Genomic DNA, 17,349 nt, shown 5'->3' on the forward strand with positions numbered 1-17,349 from the left:
TTCCGACTTCGAGAGTCAGGCTACACCTTTCGGGCTCACGGATTCTGTGATTCGGTCATGACTCCGAATCATCTAAAAAATGCACGCAATAATGATGCCAATTGTCTTACTACCAATGAAACGATGCTGGATACAAAACGGTGTAGAACGAAATTTCTCCAGTAATGTTGCCGCATTCTTGCCCCCTTATTTATTGTGCCGAAACCGGCGCATCATGAGCATAGGCTAGATTCTGTTTGGCATCGCTATCCAAAGTCCACACCGAAGCACGGCTACCACCTTCCGCCACGGTTTTTTGCTGCTGTCCGGCACTGTTTTGGCTGGTCTCCTTATAGGGATTGAATGGCAACCCTTCCAATGCGTACTGTCTGCACAATGCTTCCGGCACTTCTCTAACTTTGGTCGCTTGGTCGGTATAGCATGCACAGCCGCTTTTGCCACCATCTATGCAGGCAGCCACCCGTTCGAACTGCCTAACCTGTCGCACGCCGTTATACAGCGGTTTGGATTCCGGTCTTTCGGCCAAGGTGGGCACAAACATTTCCGGGGTCAGGTTGGCATTTTCTCCTTGGCCGGGAGAAGTTGCCGCCTGTGTTGCCTGTGTAATGCCGGCTACGGGGTTAGTAAGGTTTGCTGGTTCGGATACCGTTTGTGCCTGCTGCTGACTAGCCTGGTCATCACCTTTGGATTTGAAGCCCTGATAGGTTTTCCAACCCATATAGCCGACAATCGACAACATAAACAACACTACAAACGGCCCGAATACCAAAATATACCACCAACGCGAACGAACTTTCTTATTATGGCTGTGGACTTCAGCGGATTTGTAGTAATCAAAAACTTCCTCATTGATTTTGTGCACGCTGGAAACGGCGCGCTTGGCTTCGCTGGTCGTATTCGTTACCGCCTCATTCCACTCCAGACGGGTCAAACCGCCCATTTGATTGGCCGTGATGTGGATATGCTTATTCACGACCTCTTTTAGGTTCAAATCGATGATTTTCGGGGATTGCGTGATAAAAATCATATCAATGCCATAATGGCCGTGTACGTTGAGAAAGGACACGTTGGGCGGCATTTTGCCGTTGCCGTAGCGTTTAGGGTATAAATCCTGCACTTCGTCAAAAACCACCAACGAGCCGATATTCTCCTCCCACTTAAGCCACTCATACATATCTTCCCAGCTATGCCCTTCCGGCGGCTGATGATGCGGCAGTTTCAGGCCATTGATGTTCGAGAACAGCTTGCGGTCTTTGTAGGCTTCATCGTGCATAATCATATCGACGACAAAGGCGGTTTTGCCGATGCGCGGTTTGCCTGTTACGAGAACGATTTGCGCCATACTTATTTCCTTCCGAGGCGGCTAGCCAGTTTAGTCATGGATTTAAACGTAACGATAAAGGTCAGCATACCGAACATGATATTCATCACGACCCCGCCACCAGAGATGTAAAACATCTGCAGCAGCCCGGCAGGTGCACCCGAACCGAGCAGCAGACCGGTTATTTCCTGCTTGAAGCGGCTGATGATTAAATCGAAACCGACATAAGTAATCGCGGTCAGACCCAGCGCGGTAAATATGCGTGCTACAACGTTAATCAACAAAGGCGCTAAGGCGGCCAGAAATTTCATTGTCTATCCTTTCTCTATGATCGCTACCTAGTCCCCCGTGCTTTCCAGCGTGAATTCTTCAAATTCCCACTGGAAACCACTAACATTTGTGGCAAGCATTGACTGGCAATCCCACCGCGATTTCTGTTGCGAATTCTGCGAATTCTCCGCAGAAACCGACTAAGTTTCAGGCAAGCATCTGTCGTTTTGCGGGGGACTAGTCCCCCTGCGCCCCCTAGTCTCACTTGCGACGCCGCGCGGGGAAGGTCGCCGCTTCGCTTTGACACTTCCCCTACGGCTGGAGTGTATTTAGGGTGGGAACGTCAAGTGCAAGGCCTGCGGCTCCGTACTCACCCGTTCAGACTGCGTAATCAGCGAGCTGATTACTTCGCTTAGCTGCGGCTTCCGTGCGGACACTTGACTGGTTCGGCTGTTGCCGGAGGCGGAGAGAAACTTCACTGGTCTTAGTGAGGATTGTGGGGATTCGGACGGCCAGGCGGAAACGTTGCTACACTTCCTGACGTACCACGCGGGCGACGAAGAAGGCGGCCACCAGCCAGGCACCGGCAATGATGAACGGCCTAATCTTGCGGGCGGCGGCACAGGCGGGTTCAAGGCTGATGCTGAAGCGGCCGCCGAAGGCTTCGAACTCTTCGCCCTTGGGACAGGCGGCATCAGTGCTGAAGACGTTTTCAGGCTTGAAGTCGAGATTGACGGTTTCTTTGGGTATGGTCAGGTCGGCACTTCCAGGTTCAGGCTGTTGGTCGCAAGCCATAATTTCGGGATGCTCGCGGCACAGGTCGAATGGTTTCTGCTGGTCGGGCTGGTCTTTATTGCCGTTGCCAGATTGGTTGCCACCCGGCGTGGCAGCGGGCGCTTCCGGGGAATTTGGTTTGAGGTCAGGACGGTCTTTTAAGGTCTCTTGCACACATGTTCCGGCAGCACAGTTATAAAACCGCCATTGGGCTTGCTTGGCTTTGCCGTCGCGCGAATCGGTGAATGGGTCGGAATTAACTATTGTGCCGTCCAAAACGGATACTTTCGGCTCACTCCACGCGCTATCCGGCAGTTCGGCAGCTTTAATAACCTCTTCTGGTTTTTCTTCAAAAATGGGTTCTGCTATTCGTGCCAAATCTTCTTCTGTCAATTCAACTTCGCTCAACGCAAGGGTACTAACCTGCATATATTGCTTGGATATCTGTCCCGGTCTTAAAAAACCGATTTGCTTTACCACTTCGAATTGTACGAGGAGTTGTTTAGACGCAGGTTGATAACCGCAACTTAATTTGACGCCGATAGCGGATTGGTCAGAGAAATTAAAATTCTCTTTCGTAACCTGTCTGCACAATTCGCGCTCAATGACATCATTACTTAGGTTTTCCACCGGCTTGCCGTAAACAGCAAACTTGTTATCGGGTATATATTGTTTAGTCTTGGTATCTATGCAGCCTCCGGCAGATGATGCACAGAAAAGACTTGGATTGCGCATCACCATGTTGTTTTTGTCGGCATCGTAGCTATAGCCTGCATCTAGAACTTTATCTAGGATAGCTTCGAACAACAAACCCGCCACAAGGCTTTGCGGGGTGAATTTGGCATAACGAAGCTTGGTTAGCAGCCCGCGGGCTACACGGGCGCGGGAAACGGTGCGTGTGATTGTAGCAGGAACGCGGGCAGTTTTACGTGCACCAGTCATAACGGAGCGAAGAGTTGATAAATCATGCGCTGCAGAATACTCATAATAAAAACTTCGAGTAGCTGTAGAATAAGCAGGTTTTAAACCATTTATATTAAAGCCACTCCTCACTCTAACTGGTAAACCCGTTTTACCATCAATAATAAACTCCGGCCCAGCAAAAGCACAAAGCGGCAATAATAAGCAACTAAATAATAGGCAGTTCCTTATAAAGTTCTTTATGCGGACAAATGACAAAACATTTAGCATTATCAAAACGTATCCTCAAATATGAATGATCAGGAAACATAACTTCCACCCGATAATCATCCGCCCATCGGTTAAAAAAATTATGAACCTGTTCCATACCAAAACCAGTATGAAAAACTTCCTTCCTAACTAACTCTTTATAAAAAATAAATGCCATCGGTAGACCGCGATATAAATAGCTAGACTTTTGAAGTCTGTACAAATCTTCTTCTGAAATAAACATCTTAGATTCCTTCCCTTACCCAAAAATGGAAAGGAATTTAACATGCTGCTCAATCTTTGAACAGGAACAAGACCAGAATCACGGCAGTAAAGCCGTACATAAACCAAAAATCAATCATCGCCGCCCCCGCCCTCTGCCGGATTAGTGGCCGAATAAACAAGCTTGTACACAATACGGAATCCCCAAACCATGAAGAACAGGAACAACAGCGGGAACGTGGTAAAAATGCCGAGCTTGATTTGTTCGGCTATATCGCATTGGGGAAAGTACAGGTTGACGGGCTGGCCTTCTACCTGCCATGTTTGGCCGACTTTGTAGGGTCGGATTACTTTGCCTTCGGCGGTAATGGTTGGAGGCTGCTGCGACATCAGCCAGTCCGCAGCGTCTTCTTGCGAAGCGAAACACTGATAACCGATTCTGTAGCCCACAACAGCCCCCTCACCTTAGCGACCAGACCTAATCATGCCGTAGGCAATCTTGAAGCCTTGGATCACGATCACCACGGACAGCAAGGCCATACCGATGGCGGACACCATAACGGCGAATTTGGCGATTTCGGTCGCCGCAGTCGTACCGATGCTGCTCAAATCCACACCTTCTGCATAGGCAGATCCGGTTGCTGCCAGTGCCGTACCGGCAGCGGTTGCTTTCAGGCCGAAGCCTCTGAACTTCTGAAGTAAACGCATGATTTATCCTTTCTAAATGCGTTGTTATTAGGAAATTGGCGGCTATGCAAAGGTATTTCCGGAGCGCCGCCCGACCCCGAAACCGGTTAACCGAACAAGTAATAGGTCGATACGGCCAAAATGCAGCCCAAAACAACGAATGCGCCTAGAGCAATCTTGAACGATAAGGGAATTTTCGATTTCATTCAGTCCTCCAAATAGCGCAGGAATTCAAAGATGGCGAAACCTGCGCCGATTTCTTCAATGCCTGCTTCCACAGCGTCTTCACGGGATTCATAACAGCCCGCCCGCGATAACACCGGAGTAAAGCCGACATCCCCCGAATCGTCGGAACAAAGAAAGTCGTAACTTTCCAAGCTCTGCACGATAAAGAAACGCTGTAGCCTCATGTGCCCCCCTTATTTGGCCGGTGCTGTCTTTTTCGGCCCTTCGGGAATTTCGCGGAAATCCACTAAATTAATGCGCTGGGTTTTGCCGTTGGAGGTCATGGATACGGATAGTTCGGCGAAAAATGGGAAAGTTTTGTCTTTGAACTTTTCAAAATTCAGGCTGGTGCCGTAACGATATTCGCTAGTTACCAAACCAAGGGCATTGCCTTGGCTTTCATCCAGCGGGGTAGCCACTAGAACTTTGGTCTGGTCAATTTCCGTGCCTTCGATGTTGCCTTTGAACTTTTTGACACCAAGCACGGAAGCCTGCATAACAAAATTAATTTGATTCATGATATTTACCTTTCTGTTAGAGTTAATTAATGGCGATTCAGGCAGCCATCCAAGCCTTTAAAATCATTTGAATATTTTCCACTCATCAGGAAACATTCTTTCTTGCCGGTCAAAATTCGGGTCTTCTTGCATACGGGTCAAATAATCAATTTCGACCATCCCGAATTCATCCGCCTTATGCCTTGGCATGGCATGCATATAACCGTCTGCCGCTACTTGGCAGTCATATTCTTCAGGCCGTAACCCTTTGGGGTATTTATCATGCTCCGGTTTCAACTGGTTCACGATATCTTCGGCGTCATAACCGAGATCGGATAAAAAATTGAGTAAGCGCCCCACCTGATTCCTGGCATGCCTGACCTTGTGCTCCAGCATCAGGTTAACGGTCTTTTTTACGGCTTCGATACGCTCCGATTTCTGCTTGAAGATGCTTTCGCATATCGGATATGCCCCCGACAAGTATTTGCCCGGCTTCAACAACACGTCGAGCGGAATCACAATATCTCGCGCCCTAAATTCGACTTCAAAGCGCACCCAAGGGCTTTCTTTGTCGCCAAGCTGTTTACCTTTCTCATACACGCGAGTCAGTTTGGAGCTTTCGCGCGAGCCGATGTAGAAGGTTCTGCCACTGCCGTCTTGCGAACGCCAATCCGAACCCCTGCATTCGCTTTTTGGGATGCGGTTTGTCCACGAGAAACCGCCGTTGTCCAAATCTACTAGGGCTTGTTCAGGTGTGTATTCGCCTTGAAAGAAATCGTGTGCTGCGTCAACGCGGGTAATTTTTGGACGGACGGCATCGGCTAAAAAATCGTACAGACGTTTTTCCCAGCCTTCTTTTGCAGCTATGCAGCCTTGGGCATTCAGTTCCACCAATACCGTTTCACGCTGGCCGCCGTAATGCAGCTTGCCGTATTGCATATCTTCGGGCCCGAGTTGGTAGCATTCGTTATAGAAAAATTTACCGCGATAATCGAATTTCTTGGTAATGCCGAAACCGAAAATTTCCTGTAGTGTCCGGCTGTACTGAATCAGGTATTCTTCATCTGCCACCAAGGGATGACCGGCTATCAGGCACAGGGTGCTTTCGTGGATGGTAAAGGTCAGCTGGTCGATAAAGGCGGCATCGCTTTGGCCGCGACGAAGCGGGACTTCCAATAATTTGCCGTTGCTGGAAATGACGTGAGTAAAGGTTTTAAAGGTTTCCCAGTCGTCTGCCTCCGTACCTTGCGCTTCAGGGTTATTTTTTCGTTCCCCCCCCTATTAGCCGAGGGGGGCGGCCTGAATCGGCATCGGCGTCAGCACCGGCACAGCCCGCTGCCGCCTCTGCCGTTTCAGGCCGCATGCTGGCTGCTGCAATAATGGCATCAATATCGGATGCTTCCGGTAGCTGATATTTTCGCTTGCTCATAGCACGCACTCCTCCGGTACGAGGCGCACAACTTCGGATTCGGTAATGCTACGGAAAAACGGAATGCCCAATTCGATAGCGTCGATTACGTACAATGAATAGCTGTCGAGCAATTCGGGTACGACGTCTTCTGATTCGAGTTCTACTATTTCTGAATAAAGAATGTGGCCGCGCTCCGGCGTGATGTGCAGAATCAGCGTGACTTCGTAAAACAGGCCTTCTTTCGATCTGTCAATCGTGGCCGTGATATTGGGGTAGGTGGGTAATTGAAGTTTCATGATTTAAGCCCCTTTGCTTGGCTGTCTTGAAATAACGGGGCTTAAAAAACCCCGCTAACATAACCTTTGATAAGGTTTGTTAACGGGGTGCAATATATAAGGCTACCTGAAAACTCAAAATCTGTATTTTCAGGTAGCCTTTTTCAAACCCGCTTCACATCCGTCCGGTGCTGCCGAAACCGCCTTCACCGCGTGAGCTCTGGGCAAATTCTTCCACCACTTTAAACTGCGGCTGCACCACAGGCACGATCACCATTTGCGCCACGCGTGCCATCGGCTCGATGATGAAGGCTTCTTCGCTGCTGCGGTTCCACAACGAGATTTTAAGCTCGCCCTGGTAATCGGAATCGATGAGGCCAACCAGGTTGCCCAACACGATGCCGTTCTTGTGACCCAGCCCGGAGCGCGGCAGCAACATGGCGGCGTAGGCAGGATCGGCTAGGTGAATGGCAATGCCGGTAGGTACGAGGAATGTGCCGCCAGACGGTAACTCTACGGCTTCGTCCAAACAGGCGCGCAAATCGAGGCCGGCGGCGCCGGGGGTGGCATAGTGCGGCAGGTGGTCTTGCATTTTGGGGTTGAGGATTTTAAGTTCGACTGTAGGTTGCATGGCTGTCTCTATAAATGTTTGAATTCTTAATGATGATAAATTTTCAGGTAGCCATTATGCCCTGCGGCAGGCTACCTGAAAATATGGCTGCTGCGCTACTTACGGCATCAGCATACCACCATTGACGTGCAGAGTTTGACCAGTAATATAGCGTGCCTGCTCGGAAGCAAGGAACAAGACGGCAGCAGCCACATCGTCAACCTCACCGAACTTACCTAGTGCCGTCTGCGCAGTAAAAGCAGCACGAACTTCCTCTGGTAGCGATTGAGTCATAACAGTATCAATAAAGCCCGGAGCAACGCAGTTAACAGTGATACCACGGCTGCCCACTTCACGTGCTAGTGATTTGGAAAACCCCATTAAGCCAGCTTTGGCAGCGGCGTAATTGCTCTGACCAGCGTTGCCCATCGCGCCCACCACGGAGGTGATACTGATGATGCGGCCGCTGCGCTGTTTCATCATACCGCGCAACACGGCTTTACTGGCGCGGAACACAGATTTGAGATTGACCTGCATGATGTCATCCCACTCCTCTTCTTTCATGCGCATCAACAAACTATCGCGCGTAATACCGGCATTGTTTACTAAAATATCTAATCTACCAAATTCTTTTTCGATACCGGCAATCAAATTTTCGATACTATTTTCTTCATTGATTTCCAGCACACGACCATGTCCCTGCCAAGGTTCCAACTGCCGGCCAACAGCAACTGCGCTTTCTTCGGTAATAGCGGTACCAATCACCGTAGCGCCGGCTTGCGCCAGCGTGGAAGCAATAGCAGCACCGATACCACGTGAAGCTCCAGTAACCAATGCAATTTTTTGAGATAGATTTTGGGTAAGCATATTGGGATTCCTTGTGTTAAGAGTTAGATATAGCAGATTAGCTTAATTTTCGCTACGATTGGCTCGCCTGCCGTACTACTGTACTGTTTATGACTCGTCACCTTGTATCAAACAGTGTATTAATCCGCTATAGGTTTTCAGATAATGGTTCAATTCAGTAGCAACCAAAAGCTACCTGAAAGCTTAATGGGTGGCGATAAATGTGTCCATCGCTTCCTGCGAAGTGAGCGCGGCGCACACGGCGGCTTTGTCGATGCGTTTAGCCAGACCGGCCAGCACTTTGCCGGGGCCGCATTCGGCGGATTCGGTAATGCCTTCGCGCACGAGGAGCGCCACGGTTTCCGTCCAGCGCACCGGGCTGTACAGCTGGCGCACCAGCGCATCTTTGATTTGCGCGGAGTCGGTGTAGGAAGCCACGTCCACGTTATTGATCACGCGGATTTGCGGTGCGTTCAATACCACGCTTTGCAGGGCGGCGGCCAGTTTTTCGGCGGCAGGCCTCATCAGGCTGCAATGCGACGGCACAGACACAGGTAGCGGCAGCGCACGTTTGGCACCGGCTTCTTTAGCCGCGGCCATGGCGCGTTCCACTGCAGTAGCATCGCCAGCAATCACCACTTGGCCGGGCGAATTGAAGTTCACCGCCTCAGCCACCTGCCCTTGCGCGGCAGCGGCGCAGATTTGGCGCACGGCATCGTCTTCCAGCCCCAAAATGGCCGCCATCGCGCCCTGCCCTTGCGGCACAGCCGACTGCATCAGCTCGGCACGCAGGCGCACCAGGCGCACGGCATCGGCAAAATCCAGGCTGCCGGCGGCCACCAGCGCGCTGTATTCGCCCAGGCTGTGCCCGGCTACGGCGGCGGGGGTTTTGCCGCCCGCTTCGAGGTAGGCGCGGTAGGTGGCCACACCGGCGGCGAGCATCAAGGGCTGGGTGTTGACGGTTTGGCCGATAAGCGCGGCATCTTCGCCGTTCATCATCGCCCACAAATCCTCGTTCAGCGCGACGGAGGCCTGCTCAAAGGTTTGGCGGATAACGGATACGCCGTCGAAACCAGCCATCATATTCAGGCTCTGCGAGCTCTGGCCGGGGAAGAAAAAGGCAAAAGACATGGTGTTTCCTTCTGTATCAAGAGTGTTGCTTTGGAAGCGTACAGGCTACCTGAAAGTGGTATTCAGATTTCTCAGGTAGCCTTATAGCTTGGCCAATTGGGCTTAACGTGTTTTAAAAGCAGCTGGCGGTGTAGCAAGGTTAGCCGAATTCTGCCGCAAACAGGCTACCTGAAAGTGTCGGTTTCAAAGTTTCAGGTAGCCTTTATCCAAAAGCCTAATCAGCGCCAGTGGTAGTTCGGTGCCTCTTTAGTAATCTGCACGTCGTGCACGTGCGATTCGCTCATACCGGCAGCGGTGATTTCCACAAACTCGGCCTTTTCGTGCATTTCGGCAATATTGGCGCAGCCCAAATAGCCCATGCTGGAACGCAGGCCGCCCACCAGCTGGTGGATGATGTTCACAATCGGGCCTTTATACGGCACGCGGCCTTCGATGCCCTCGGGCACGTATTTATCTGCGCTGTCTTGTTTGTCTTGGAAATAGCGGTCGGACGAGCCTTGGCTCATCGCGCCCAGCGAGCCCATACCGCGATAGGATTTGTAAGAGCGGCCTTGATAGAGCTCGATTTCGCCCGGCGCTTCGTCTGTGCCGGCAAACATGCCACCCAGCATCACGGTGGAGGCGCCGGCAGCCAGGGCTTTGGCCACATCGCCGGAGAAGCGGATGCCGCCGTCGGCAATCAGCGGCACGCCGGTGCCTTTGAGCGCCTCGGCCACGTTGTGAATCGCCGTCAGCTGCGGCACGCCCACGCCGGCCACGATGCGGGTGGTGCAAATCGAGCCCGGGCCGATGCCCACTTTCACTGCATCTGCCCCGGCAGCCACCAAATCGCGTGCCGCCTGTGCGGTGGCAATATTGCCGCCAATTACCTGCACTTGCGGGAAGTGTGCCTTCACCCAACGCACCCGATCCAAAACACCTTGGCTGTGGCCGTGTGCGGTGTCCACCACAATCACGTCCACCCCGGCAGCCACCAAAGCGGCTACGCGTTCGTCGGTTTCCGGGCCCACGCCCACCGCAGCACCAACGCGCAAGCGGCCGTCTTGGTCTTTGTTGGCATGGGGGAATTCGGTGGTTTTCAAAATATCGCGCACCGTGATCAGGCCTTTGAGCTCGTCTTGGGCGTTCACAACCAAAACGCGCTCGACCTTATGCTGATGCATCAGTTCGCGCGCGTCTTCAATGCTGGTGCCTTCGGGCACGGTAACCAATTCAGCACGGGGCGTCATGATGGCGGACACCGGCTGGTCGAGGCGGGTTTCAAAGCGCAAATCGCGGTTGGTAACCAAGCCCACCAGTTTGCCGTCCTGCACCACCGGCAAGCCAGACATCTGCCGCTTGCGCTGTGCGCGCATTTCCAACAGCTGGCCAACCAACATTTCCGGCACAATCGTAATCGGATCTTTCACCACGCCGCTTTCGTGCCGTTTCACCTTGGACACTGCTTCGGCTTGGCGTTTAATGCTCATATTCTTATGAATAATGCCGATGCCGCCCTCTTGTGCCATAGAAATGGCCAATCGCGCCTCGGTAACGGTGTCCATGGCGGCGGAAATCAAGGGCATGTTGAGGGAAATATTGCGGGTAAGGCGGGTTTGCAGCGAGACGTGCTTGGGCAGCACTTGGGAATGAGCGGGAACAAGCAATACATCATCAAAGGTGTAGGCTTTTTCAACGATTCGCATGATTAAAACCTTCTTGTCGGTTGCTAATAATGCGGCCGTATTGTAGCAAATTTGCCGGCATTTAGTAAGCAAAACGGCACAAACCGGCCTCAGGCATGACAGCAGGCCACCAGTTGAAGTACAATGGAAACCGATTGTGTAACTATGACTCAACGGGAAGACCGCTCAAATGAATAAAAAATTAACCTTGCTGGCCGCCTGCGCCGCAACCATGTTGTTTTCAGGTAGCCTGATGGCAGAGGACGTGTACCAATGGAATGGCCGCAGCCCCACCTATTCCGATGTGCCGAAAAACCTCATTCCCGCCACCAGCAACATTGTGAATGTGCGCACCCAAACCTCGCGTCCCGCCGCTGCCCCTGCCGGCCACCAACAAAACCAGCTACCACAGGTGCAGAACAACAACGGTGAAATCTCCGCTGCCGATTTACAGGCCATGGCCAACCAAAAACAGCTTGAAGAAAACAAAGCTATTGAAGATGCCAACCGCAAAGTGCGCGAAGAAAATGAGGCCGCCCGTGCCAGCGCCTGCAGCACTGCCAAAATCAACCTGCAACACGCGCAAACTGCCCGCATCCAAAACCGCGAGCAGCTCATCCAGCAATATCAGAGCAACGTAAATCAATTCTGCAACTAACGGCGCTCCAGCCGGTTTGATTCAGCCGGCCGTCCGGTATTGCCGTTTCACTTCCCAGCAAACCTTCGGCCATGTCTGATTTCGACCCGCATGCCATTATCAGCAACCTGCCCAACCTGCCCGGCGTTTACCGCTTTTCGAATAAGGATGGGCAGGTTTTGTATGTTGGCAAAGCCGTCAACCTCAAACGCCGCGTGGGCAGCTATTTTCAAAAAAATGACCTATCCCCGCGCATTGCCCTGATGGTACGGCAGATTGCCCACATCGAAATCACGGTAACCCGCTCCGAAACCGAAGCGCTGATTCTCGAAAACAACTTCATTAAGGCCTTGTCGCCGAAATACAATATCCTGTTTCGCGACGACAAGTCCTACCCCTACCTCATGCTCACCGGCCACAACTTCCCGCAAATGGCCTACTACCGCGGCAGCCTGAAGAAAACCAACCAATACTTCGGCCCCTACCCCAACAGCTACGCCGTGCGCGACAGCATTCAGATTTTGCAGAAAGTTTTCCTGCTGCGCACCTGCGAAGACAGCGTGTTTGAACACCGCGACCGCCCCTGCCTGCTCTACCAAATCAAACGTTGCTCCGCTCCCTGCGTCGGCCACATTTCGCAGGAAGACTACCGCACCAGTGTGGAGGAAGCCGCCACCTTCATCAACGGCAAAGCCGACCGCCTGCTGCAAAGCCTCACCGCCAAAATGCAGCGGGCTGCCGAAACGCTCGACTTCGAACACGCCGCCCGCTACCGCGACCAAATCCAAGCCCTAGGCAAAATCCAGAGCCAGCAATTTATCGACAGCAACAATCCCAACGCCGCCTACAACATCGATATTCTCGCCCTCGCCACCGAGCAGGGCGGCATCTGTATCCACTGGGTCAGCATCCGCAACGGCCGGCGCGTGGGTGAAAAAAGCTTTTTCCCCGACAGCCGCCACTCTGCCCCCGAAGAAGCCGCCGCCTATGGTGAAGCCTTCGCTGCACAGCATTATCTTGGCCGCGACAAACCCGACATTATCATCAGCAACTTCAGGCTACCTGAAAACCTGCAAACTGCCCTAATCGAAGAGCACGGCAAACAAATTCGCTTTATTGCCAAAACCAGCGGCGAGCGGCGCGTGTGGCTGCAAATGGCCGAACAAAACGCCCTGCTCGCCCTGCGCCAGAAACAACAACAAAACCAAAACCAAGAACAACGCGTCCAAGCCCTGGCCGAACTGCTGCAACTGCCCACCGCCGAGCTTAACTGCATCGAATGCTTCGACATCAGCCACACCCAAGGCGAAGCCACTGTCGCTTCCTGCGTAGTATATGAAAACCAAAGCATGCGCCCCGACCGATACCGCCGCTACAACATCAAAACCGCCAAAGCCGGCGACGACTATGCCGCCATGCACGAAGTGCTCACCCGCCGCTACGGCAAACTGGCCGAAGGCAACGAAGAAGACGGCAAATGGCCCGACCTGGTGCTGATCGACGGCGGCAAAGGCCAGGTGGCCATGGCGCAGCAAGTATGGCAGGATTTAGGCATCCGCCTGCCCATGGTCGGCATTGCCAAAGGCCCCGAGCGCAAAGCCGGCCTCGAAGAGCTGATTATTCCGCACTTGGGCACCACCACCCAACTCCCGCCGCACCACCCCGCCCTGCACCTTTTGCAAACCGTGCGCGACGAGTCCCACCGCTTTGCCATCACCGGCCACCGCCGCAAACGTGGCAAAGCCCGCGTTACCTCCTCGCTGGCCGAAATCCCCGGCGTGGGCGACAAGCGCCGCCGCAACCTGCTCACCCGCTTCGGCGGCCTGCGCGGTATCCAAGCCGCCAGTATCGACGACTTGGCCCAAACCGAAGGTATCAGCCGCGCCCTGGCCGAAAAAATCTACGAAGCCCTACATTGAAAGACCGCAACATGCCCTGGAACATCCCCATCCTGCTCACCTGGTCGCGCATCCTCATGATTCCGCTGTTTACCGCCCTTTTCTACCTGCCCGCCTCCTGGCGCGTGGGTATCCAAACCGTAAACACCTGCGCCGCCGCATTATTCGTGCTCGCCGCCGTGACCGACTGGTTCGACGGCTACCTCGCCCGCAAATGGAAGCAAACCTCCGACTTCGGCGCCTTCCTCGACCCCGTGGCCGACAAACTCATGGTGGCCGTCGCCCTCATCCTCCTCGTCCGCCTCGACCGCACCTGGGCCATCTGCGCCATCATCATCATCGGCCGCGAAATCACCATCTCCGCCCTGCGCGAATGGATGGCGCAGCTGGGCAAACGCAACAGCGTGGCCGTGGCCGCCATCGGCAAATTCAAAACCGCCGCCCAAATGGCCGCCATCACCCTGCTGCTGCTGCAAAGCTGGCCCGCCCTCGGCCTCGACTTCATCTGGCTGGGCAACGCCCTCATGTTCGCCGCCTGCGTGCTCACCCTGTGGTCGATGTTCTACTACCTCAAAATGGCCGCCAAAGAATTCAAACAACCCCGCCCGCCCAAAACTATCTGATAGCGCAAACTTCAACGAGGTAAAAACAAACACAGCAAAACAGAACGCGCAGATAATATTTAAATATTTTTAAACATTCGAGAAGCGTATCATCTTGTTACCCCACCCACCGATGCTCTCAATATCATCAATCTTCCCTTGTTCTGCATCGGCAAAACATGAAGGTTGGATTTTTATGATTTTCAGGTAACCTGTACCAACATCTACCAACGCTTGCTGCTTGCTCCTGATTGGGCGCTATTTGCTGCTGCGCAGCCTACCACCGCATGAATTACCTCTGCCGAACAAGTGCGCCCGCTGTTCGCCGTCATGCCCGCAAGCCTAACCCAGCAGCTGCAATCCTTGCTATACTTCGCCCATCATCCGCGCATTGCCGAGGCACTGAGCCAAGCAGGCGCGGCACGCATCCGCCTGCTCAGTTCGGCTGCAGAGCTGGAAAACATTTTAATTGCCGAACGGCAACACCTCACTCAGGCTACCTGAAAATTGAAATTCCAATGTGTGCAAACGCCGCACCGGCTTTCAGGTAGCCTCACAACCGATTGAATAATATGAAAGGAATAGCATGAGCCAACCGGAAAACGAATCCGTACCCGCCGTACAGCCTCCCGCTCCCGCCCCGGCCAGCCCTGTTGCACCGGTGGTCGTTAAATCCGGCGGTAAAGGTTTGGGCGCGTTTGCCCTCGTGCTGGCCGTGCTCGGCCTGGGTGCCAGCGGCTTTTTGTTTGTGCAGGGGCAAAACCTGCTCAAACGCCAGGAAATCCAGTTCGATCAAAAAATCAACCAGGCTGCCTTGGGCGAATCGCAAAACGCCGCCCTGTTAGCCGATGCCGGCCGCAAGCTGCAAGACAACGAAGCCCTAATCAAGCAGCTGCAAAGCGATATGCAAACCCAGCAGGCCGAAGCCGCCGCCAACAACCGCGCCCTGCAAGAGCTGTTGAAAACCCGCAGCGACTGGGTGGTGGACGAAGCCGAGGCCGCGCTCAATCTGGCCGGTCAGCAGCTGGTGATTGCCGACAACGTGCCCGCCGCCGTAGCCGTGCTCGAAGGGCTGGATGCCCGTTTGGCGCGTTTCGAGCAGCCGCAGCTGCTGCCTTTGAAACAGGCCGTTAGTGCCGACTTGGCCAAACTGCGCCAGCGCCCCTTCACCGACACCGCCAATGCCGCGCTGCGCTTGAGCCGCCTGGAAGCCGCCGTGGGTGCGCTGCCGCTCTTGGCCGATTCCAGCCTGCGCCCGCCGCAAGCCGCCGCGCCCGCTGCCGTCTCGCCGAATGATCCGTGGTGGCGCCAAGCCTGGAACCGCACCCTCGGCGGCCTCAAAGGCATGGTGGAAATCCGCCGCCTCAATAGCACCGATGCGCTCCTGATGTCGCCCGAACAGGCATTTTATGTGCGAGAAAACCTGCGCCTACACCTGCTCTCTGCCCGCGTGGCTCTGATGCAGCGTCAAAACGATATTTACCAAAACGACCTGGCCGCCTCGGAAAACGCCGTGCGCCAATACTTTGACGCTGCTACCCCCGCGGCCCAATCCTGGCTGCGCGAAATCGCCCAGCTCAAAGCTATCCAGCCGGGTAGCGGCAACGTGGGCGACAGCCTTTCTGCCAGCCTGAAAGCCATCGCCGACTACCGCCAGCAGCGCCAAGGCGAAATCCTCGGCCAGCCTGAAGCCGCTTCTGAAGCTGCCGCTTCGCAGCCTGCCGCGCCCGTTTCCGTGCCCGCGCCGGCCAGCCAACCCACACCGGCAGCCTCCGCCCCCGCGCTTCCAGCGCCGGCTCAGGCTTCCGCCGCTCACAAGGGGATTGAATCATGAAAGGCCTAATTTGGATTATCGTGCTGTTTGCCGCCGCAGTCGGCCTCACCATTGCCGCGCAGCATTACAGTGGCAACGTGTATATCGTTATCGATCAAACCCAAACCCAGATTGCGGTAAACCTGCATTTATTTGTGGGCGCCATGCTCGTGTTCGTGGTGCTGCTCTACCTGCTGCTGCGCCTGATTAACGGCATCATCAACATTCCCGGCCGCGTGCGCCGCTTCGGCCGCAGCCGCCAGGCGCATCATGCCGAAACTGCGCTCAACAAAGCCGGCCTCGCCTACTTTGAAGGCAAATTCCAACACGCCGAGCAAGAAGCCGCCAAAGTGCTGGAAAACAAAGAAGCCGGTCACAACCGCACCCTCGCCCTGATGCTCGCCGTGCACAGCGCCGACCAAATGGGCGACGATGCTAAGCGTGAAGGCTACCTGAAAGAAATCGCCCAGCTGCCGCATAAAGCCCAGCTCTCGCGCCACCTGCTCGAAGCCGAATCCGCGCTCAACCGGCAGGATTATCCCGCCGCCGAGGCCGCCCTGGCCGCTGCTGCCGCCATCAACCCCAAGCTCACCCGCCTGGTACGCCTGCAGCTGCGCTATATGTTCGAGCAAAACAACCCCTTGGAAGTGCTCGACCGCGTGGCCAAGCTGGAAAAAGCTTCCGCCCTCAACGCCGCCGAAGCCGCCCAATACCGCGAATGGGCTTGGCGCGAACTCCTCGCCCTCGCCGCCGACTATCCCGCCCTTAAAGCCTGCCTCGGCCGCATTCCCAAAGAAATACAGGAAGGCGAACTCTGCGCCCCGATCGCCGAAAAAATGCTGCAAATCGGCCAGTATCCCCGTGTGGTGAAATGGGTAAAAGCCCACTATCCCAAGCATCGTAATGCCCAGCTCCTGCCGCCCATGATTGAAGCCGCCCGCTACCTGAGCCCGCGCGAACAGCAGAAAATCATGGACACCGTGGAAGGCTGGCTGCACGACGCACCGCAAGACGCCTCCTTGCTGCTGCACCTCGGCCAAATGGCCTACGCCAAACAACTATGGGGCAAAGCCCAAGGCTACCTCGAAGCCAGTCTGCAAGCCCAAGCCACTCCCCAAGCACGCTTGGTGCTGGCCAAAGTGTTCGACGAAATGGACAAACCCGAGCAGGCTGAGCAGCAACGCCAACTGGTGCTGACCGAAATCACCCCAGAAGACGACGAAAACGCCGCCGAATAAGGGCATACGGAAAAAGGCTACCTGAAAACAAGCTTTGCCAATTTCTGCTCAGCTTGTT

Annotated in this window: 20 protein-coding genes; 6 read left to right on the forward strand and 14 right to left on the reverse strand. The window is 54.2% G+C overall.

Annotation, left to right across the window (positions count from 1 at the left end; all coding sequences use genetic code 11):
• Window positions 1-190: 190 nt before the first annotated feature.
• From A7P99_RS02455 to guaB, 14 genes are all read right to left on the reverse strand, one after another.
• Window positions 191-1,342 carry a zonular occludens toxin domain-containing protein gene (locus A7P99_RS02455; protein WP_067447077.1) on the reverse strand — a complete coding sequence of 384 codons (1,152 nt, stop codon included), beginning with the start codon at window positions 1,340-1,342 and terminating at the stop codon, window positions 191-193.
• 2 nt (window positions 1,343-1,344) lie between these two features.
• Window positions 1,345-1,632 (reverse strand): DUF2523 family protein, encoded by a 288-nt coding sequence (locus A7P99_RS02460; protein WP_067447079.1) that lies wholly within the window; start codon window positions 1,630-1,632, stop codon window positions 1,345-1,347.
• Between the two features lie 487 nt (window positions 1,633-2,119).
• Window positions 2,120-3,544 carry an IgG-binding virulence factor TspB family protein gene (locus A7P99_RS09555; RefSeq protein WP_167738600.1) on the reverse strand — a complete coding sequence of 475 codons (1,425 nt, stop codon included), beginning with the start codon at window positions 3,542-3,544 and terminating at the stop codon, window positions 2,120-2,122.
• A complete protein-coding gene (locus A7P99_RS09940; protein WP_067447083.1) occupies window positions 3,495-3,779 on the reverse strand; it encodes a hypothetical protein in 285 nt (94 codons plus the stop codon). Before A7P99_RS09940 ends, A7P99_RS09555 begins: the two co-directional genes overlap by 50 nt.
• 110 nt (window positions 3,780-3,889) lie before the next feature.
• The gene (locus A7P99_RS02475; protein WP_067447085.1) at window positions 3,890-4,207 is read right to left on the reverse strand and encodes a hypothetical protein; all 318 of its coding nucleotides are present in this window, start codon (window positions 4,205-4,207) and stop codon (window positions 3,890-3,892) included.
• 15 nt (window positions 4,208-4,222) lie between these two features.
• Window positions 4,223-4,465, reverse strand: a complete 243-nt coding sequence (locus A7P99_RS02480; RefSeq protein WP_067447087.1) for a hypothetical protein — start codon at window positions 4,463-4,465, stop codon at window positions 4,223-4,225.
• 185 nt (window positions 4,466-4,650) lie between these two features.
• Window positions 4,651-4,854, reverse strand: a complete 204-nt coding sequence (locus A7P99_RS02485) for a hypothetical protein (RefSeq protein WP_067447089.1) — start codon at window positions 4,852-4,854, stop codon at window positions 4,651-4,653.
• Window positions 4,855-4,863: 9 nt separating this feature from the next.
• Window positions 4,864-5,187: a hypothetical protein gene (locus A7P99_RS02490; RefSeq protein ID WP_231863703.1), complete on the reverse strand. Its 324-nt coding sequence runs from the start codon at window positions 5,185-5,187 to the stop codon at window positions 4,864-4,866.
• A gap of 63 nt (window positions 5,188-5,250) precedes the next feature.
• Window positions 5,251-6,342, reverse strand: coding sequence for a replication initiation factor domain-containing protein (locus A7P99_RS02495; RefSeq protein ID WP_067686377.1), 1,092 nt, complete (start codon window positions 6,340-6,342; stop codon window positions 5,251-5,253).
• A 249-nt stretch (window positions 6,343-6,591) separates the two neighbouring features.
• Entirely contained in the window at window positions 6,592-6,873 is a 282-nt protein-coding gene (locus tag A7P99_RS02500) for a hypothetical protein (RefSeq protein WP_067444336.1), read from the reverse strand.
• A 154-nt stretch (window positions 6,874-7,027) separates the two neighbouring features.
• Window positions 7,028-7,483 carry a dUTP diphosphatase gene (gene dut / locus A7P99_RS02505; RefSeq protein ID WP_067447093.1) on the reverse strand — a complete coding sequence of 152 codons (456 nt, stop codon included), beginning with the start codon at window positions 7,481-7,483 and terminating at the stop codon, window positions 7,028-7,030.
• Between the two features lie 99 nt (window positions 7,484-7,582).
• On the reverse strand, window positions 7,583-8,329 hold the full coding sequence (fabG, locus tag A7P99_RS02510) for a 3-oxoacyl-ACP reductase FabG (RefSeq protein WP_067439577.1): 747 nt from the start codon (window positions 8,327-8,329) through the stop codon (window positions 7,583-7,585).
• A gap of 183 nt (window positions 8,330-8,512) precedes the next feature.
• The gene (fabD, locus tag A7P99_RS02515) at window positions 8,513-9,439 is read right to left on the reverse strand and encodes an ACP S-malonyltransferase (protein WP_067447095.1); all 927 of its coding nucleotides are present in this window, start codon (window positions 9,437-9,439) and stop codon (window positions 8,513-8,515) included.
• A gap of 218 nt (window positions 9,440-9,657) precedes the next feature.
• Window positions 9,658-11,124 (reverse strand): IMP dehydrogenase, encoded by a 1,467-nt coding sequence (guaB, locus tag A7P99_RS02520; RefSeq protein WP_067447097.1) that lies wholly within the window; start codon window positions 11,122-11,124, stop codon window positions 9,658-9,660.
• A gap of 169 nt (window positions 11,125-11,293) precedes the next feature.
• Between guaB and A7P99_RS02525 the strand changes: the two genes are divergently transcribed.
• The 6 genes from A7P99_RS02525 (at window position 11,294) to A7P99_RS02550 (ending at window position 17,291) form a co-directional block, all read left to right on the forward strand.
• Window positions 11,294-11,761 (forward strand): hypothetical protein, encoded by a 468-nt coding sequence (locus A7P99_RS02525; RefSeq protein ID WP_067447099.1) that lies wholly within the window; start codon window positions 11,294-11,296, stop codon window positions 11,759-11,761.
• 71 nt (window positions 11,762-11,832) lie between these two features.
• Window positions 11,833-13,659 carry an excinuclease ABC subunit UvrC gene (gene uvrC / locus A7P99_RS02530; protein WP_067686379.1) on the forward strand — a complete coding sequence of 609 codons (1,827 nt, stop codon included), beginning with the start codon at window positions 11,833-11,835 and terminating at the stop codon, window positions 13,657-13,659.
• A gap of 11 nt (window positions 13,660-13,670) precedes the next feature.
• A complete protein-coding gene (gene pgsA, locus A7P99_RS02535) occupies window positions 13,671-14,261 on the forward strand; it encodes a CDP-diacylglycerol--glycerol-3-phosphate 3-phosphatidyltransferase (protein ID WP_067447388.1) in 591 nt (196 codons plus the stop codon).
• Window positions 14,262-14,570: 309 nt separating this feature from the next.
• Complete coding sequence (locus tag A7P99_RS02540) at window positions 14,571-14,744, forward strand: hypothetical protein (RefSeq protein WP_153705427.1); 174 nt, start codon at window positions 14,571-14,573, stop codon at window positions 14,742-14,744.
• An 82-nt stretch (window positions 14,745-14,826) separates the two neighbouring features.
• Entirely contained in the window at window positions 14,827-16,074 is a 1,248-nt protein-coding gene (locus tag A7P99_RS02545) for a uroporphyrinogen-III C-methyltransferase (protein ID WP_067447105.1), read from the forward strand.
• Complete coding sequence (locus A7P99_RS02550; RefSeq protein ID WP_067439603.1) at window positions 16,071-17,291, forward strand: heme biosynthesis HemY N-terminal domain-containing protein; 1,221 nt, start codon at window positions 16,071-16,073, stop codon at window positions 17,289-17,291. The genes A7P99_RS02545 and A7P99_RS02550 overlap by 4 nt, the downstream gene beginning before the upstream one ends.
• The last annotated feature ends 58 nt before the right edge of the window (window positions 17,292-17,349 follow it).

The organism is Eikenella sp. NML120348 (assembly GCF_001648435.1).
Classification (GTDB): domain Bacteria; phylum Pseudomonadota; class Gammaproteobacteria; order Burkholderiales; family Neisseriaceae; genus Eikenella; species Eikenella exigua.

What these genes read in the sequence shown, in the direction of transcription:
- A7P99_RS02455 (WP_067447077.1), bottom strand. Translation starts at nt 1,342, where the DNA reads ATGGCGCAAATCGTTCTCGTAACAGGCAAACCGCGCATCGGCAAAACC.
- A7P99_RS02460 (WP_067447079.1), bottom strand. Translation starts at nt 1,632, where the DNA reads ATGAAATTTCTGGCCGCCTTAGCGCCTTTGTTGATTAACGTTGTAGCA.
- A7P99_RS09940 (WP_067447083.1), bottom strand. Translation starts at nt 3,779, where the DNA reads ATGTTTATTTCAGAAGAAGATTTGTACAGACTTCAAAAGTCTAGCTAT.
- A7P99_RS02480 (WP_067447087.1), bottom strand. Translation starts at nt 4,465, where the DNA reads ATGCGTTTACTTCAGAAGTTCAGAGGCTTCGGCCTGAAAGCAACCGCT.
- A7P99_RS02485 (WP_067447089.1), bottom strand. Translation starts at nt 4,854, where the DNA reads ATGAGGCTACAGCGTTTCTTTATCGTGCAGAGCTTGGAAAGTTACGAC.
- A7P99_RS02490 (WP_231863703.1), bottom strand. Translation starts at nt 5,187, where the DNA reads ATGAATCAAATTAATTTTGTTATGCAGGCTTCCGTGCTTGGTGTCAAA.
- A7P99_RS02500 (WP_067444336.1), bottom strand. Translation starts at nt 6,873, where the DNA reads ATGAAACTTCAATTACCCACCTACCCCAATATCACGGCCACGATTGAC.
- dut (WP_067447093.1), bottom strand. Translation starts at nt 7,483, where the DNA reads ATGCAACCTACAGTCGAACTTAAAATCCTCAACCCCAAAATGCAAGAC.
- fabG (WP_067439577.1), bottom strand. Translation starts at nt 8,329, where the DNA reads ATGCTTACCCAAAATCTATCTCAAAAAATTGCATTGGTTACTGGAGCT.
- fabD (WP_067447095.1), bottom strand. Translation starts at nt 9,439, where the DNA reads ATGTCTTTTGCCTTTTTCTTCCCCGGCCAGAGCTCGCAGAGCCTGAAT.
- guaB (WP_067447097.1), bottom strand. Translation starts at nt 11,124, where the DNA reads ATGCGAATCGTTGAAAAAGCCTACACCTTTGATGATGTATTGCTTGTT.
- A7P99_RS02525 (WP_067447099.1), top strand. Translation starts at nt 11,294, where the DNA reads ATGAATAAAAAATTAACCTTGCTGGCCGCCTGCGCCGCAACCATGTTG.
- uvrC (WP_067686379.1), top strand. Translation starts at nt 11,833, where the DNA reads ATGTCTGATTTCGACCCGCATGCCATTATCAGCAACCTGCCCAACCTG.
- pgsA (WP_067447388.1), top strand. Translation starts at nt 13,671, where the DNA reads ATGCCCTGGAACATCCCCATCCTGCTCACCTGGTCGCGCATCCTCATG.
- A7P99_RS02540 (WP_153705427.1), top strand. Translation starts at nt 14,571, where the DNA reads ATGCCCGCAAGCCTAACCCAGCAGCTGCAATCCTTGCTATACTTCGCC.
- A7P99_RS02545 (WP_067447105.1), top strand. Translation starts at nt 14,827, where the DNA reads ATGAGCCAACCGGAAAACGAATCCGTACCCGCCGTACAGCCTCCCGCT.
- A7P99_RS02550 (WP_067439603.1), top strand. Translation starts at nt 16,071, where the DNA reads ATGAAAGGCCTAATTTGGATTATCGTGCTGTTTGCCGCCGCAGTCGGC.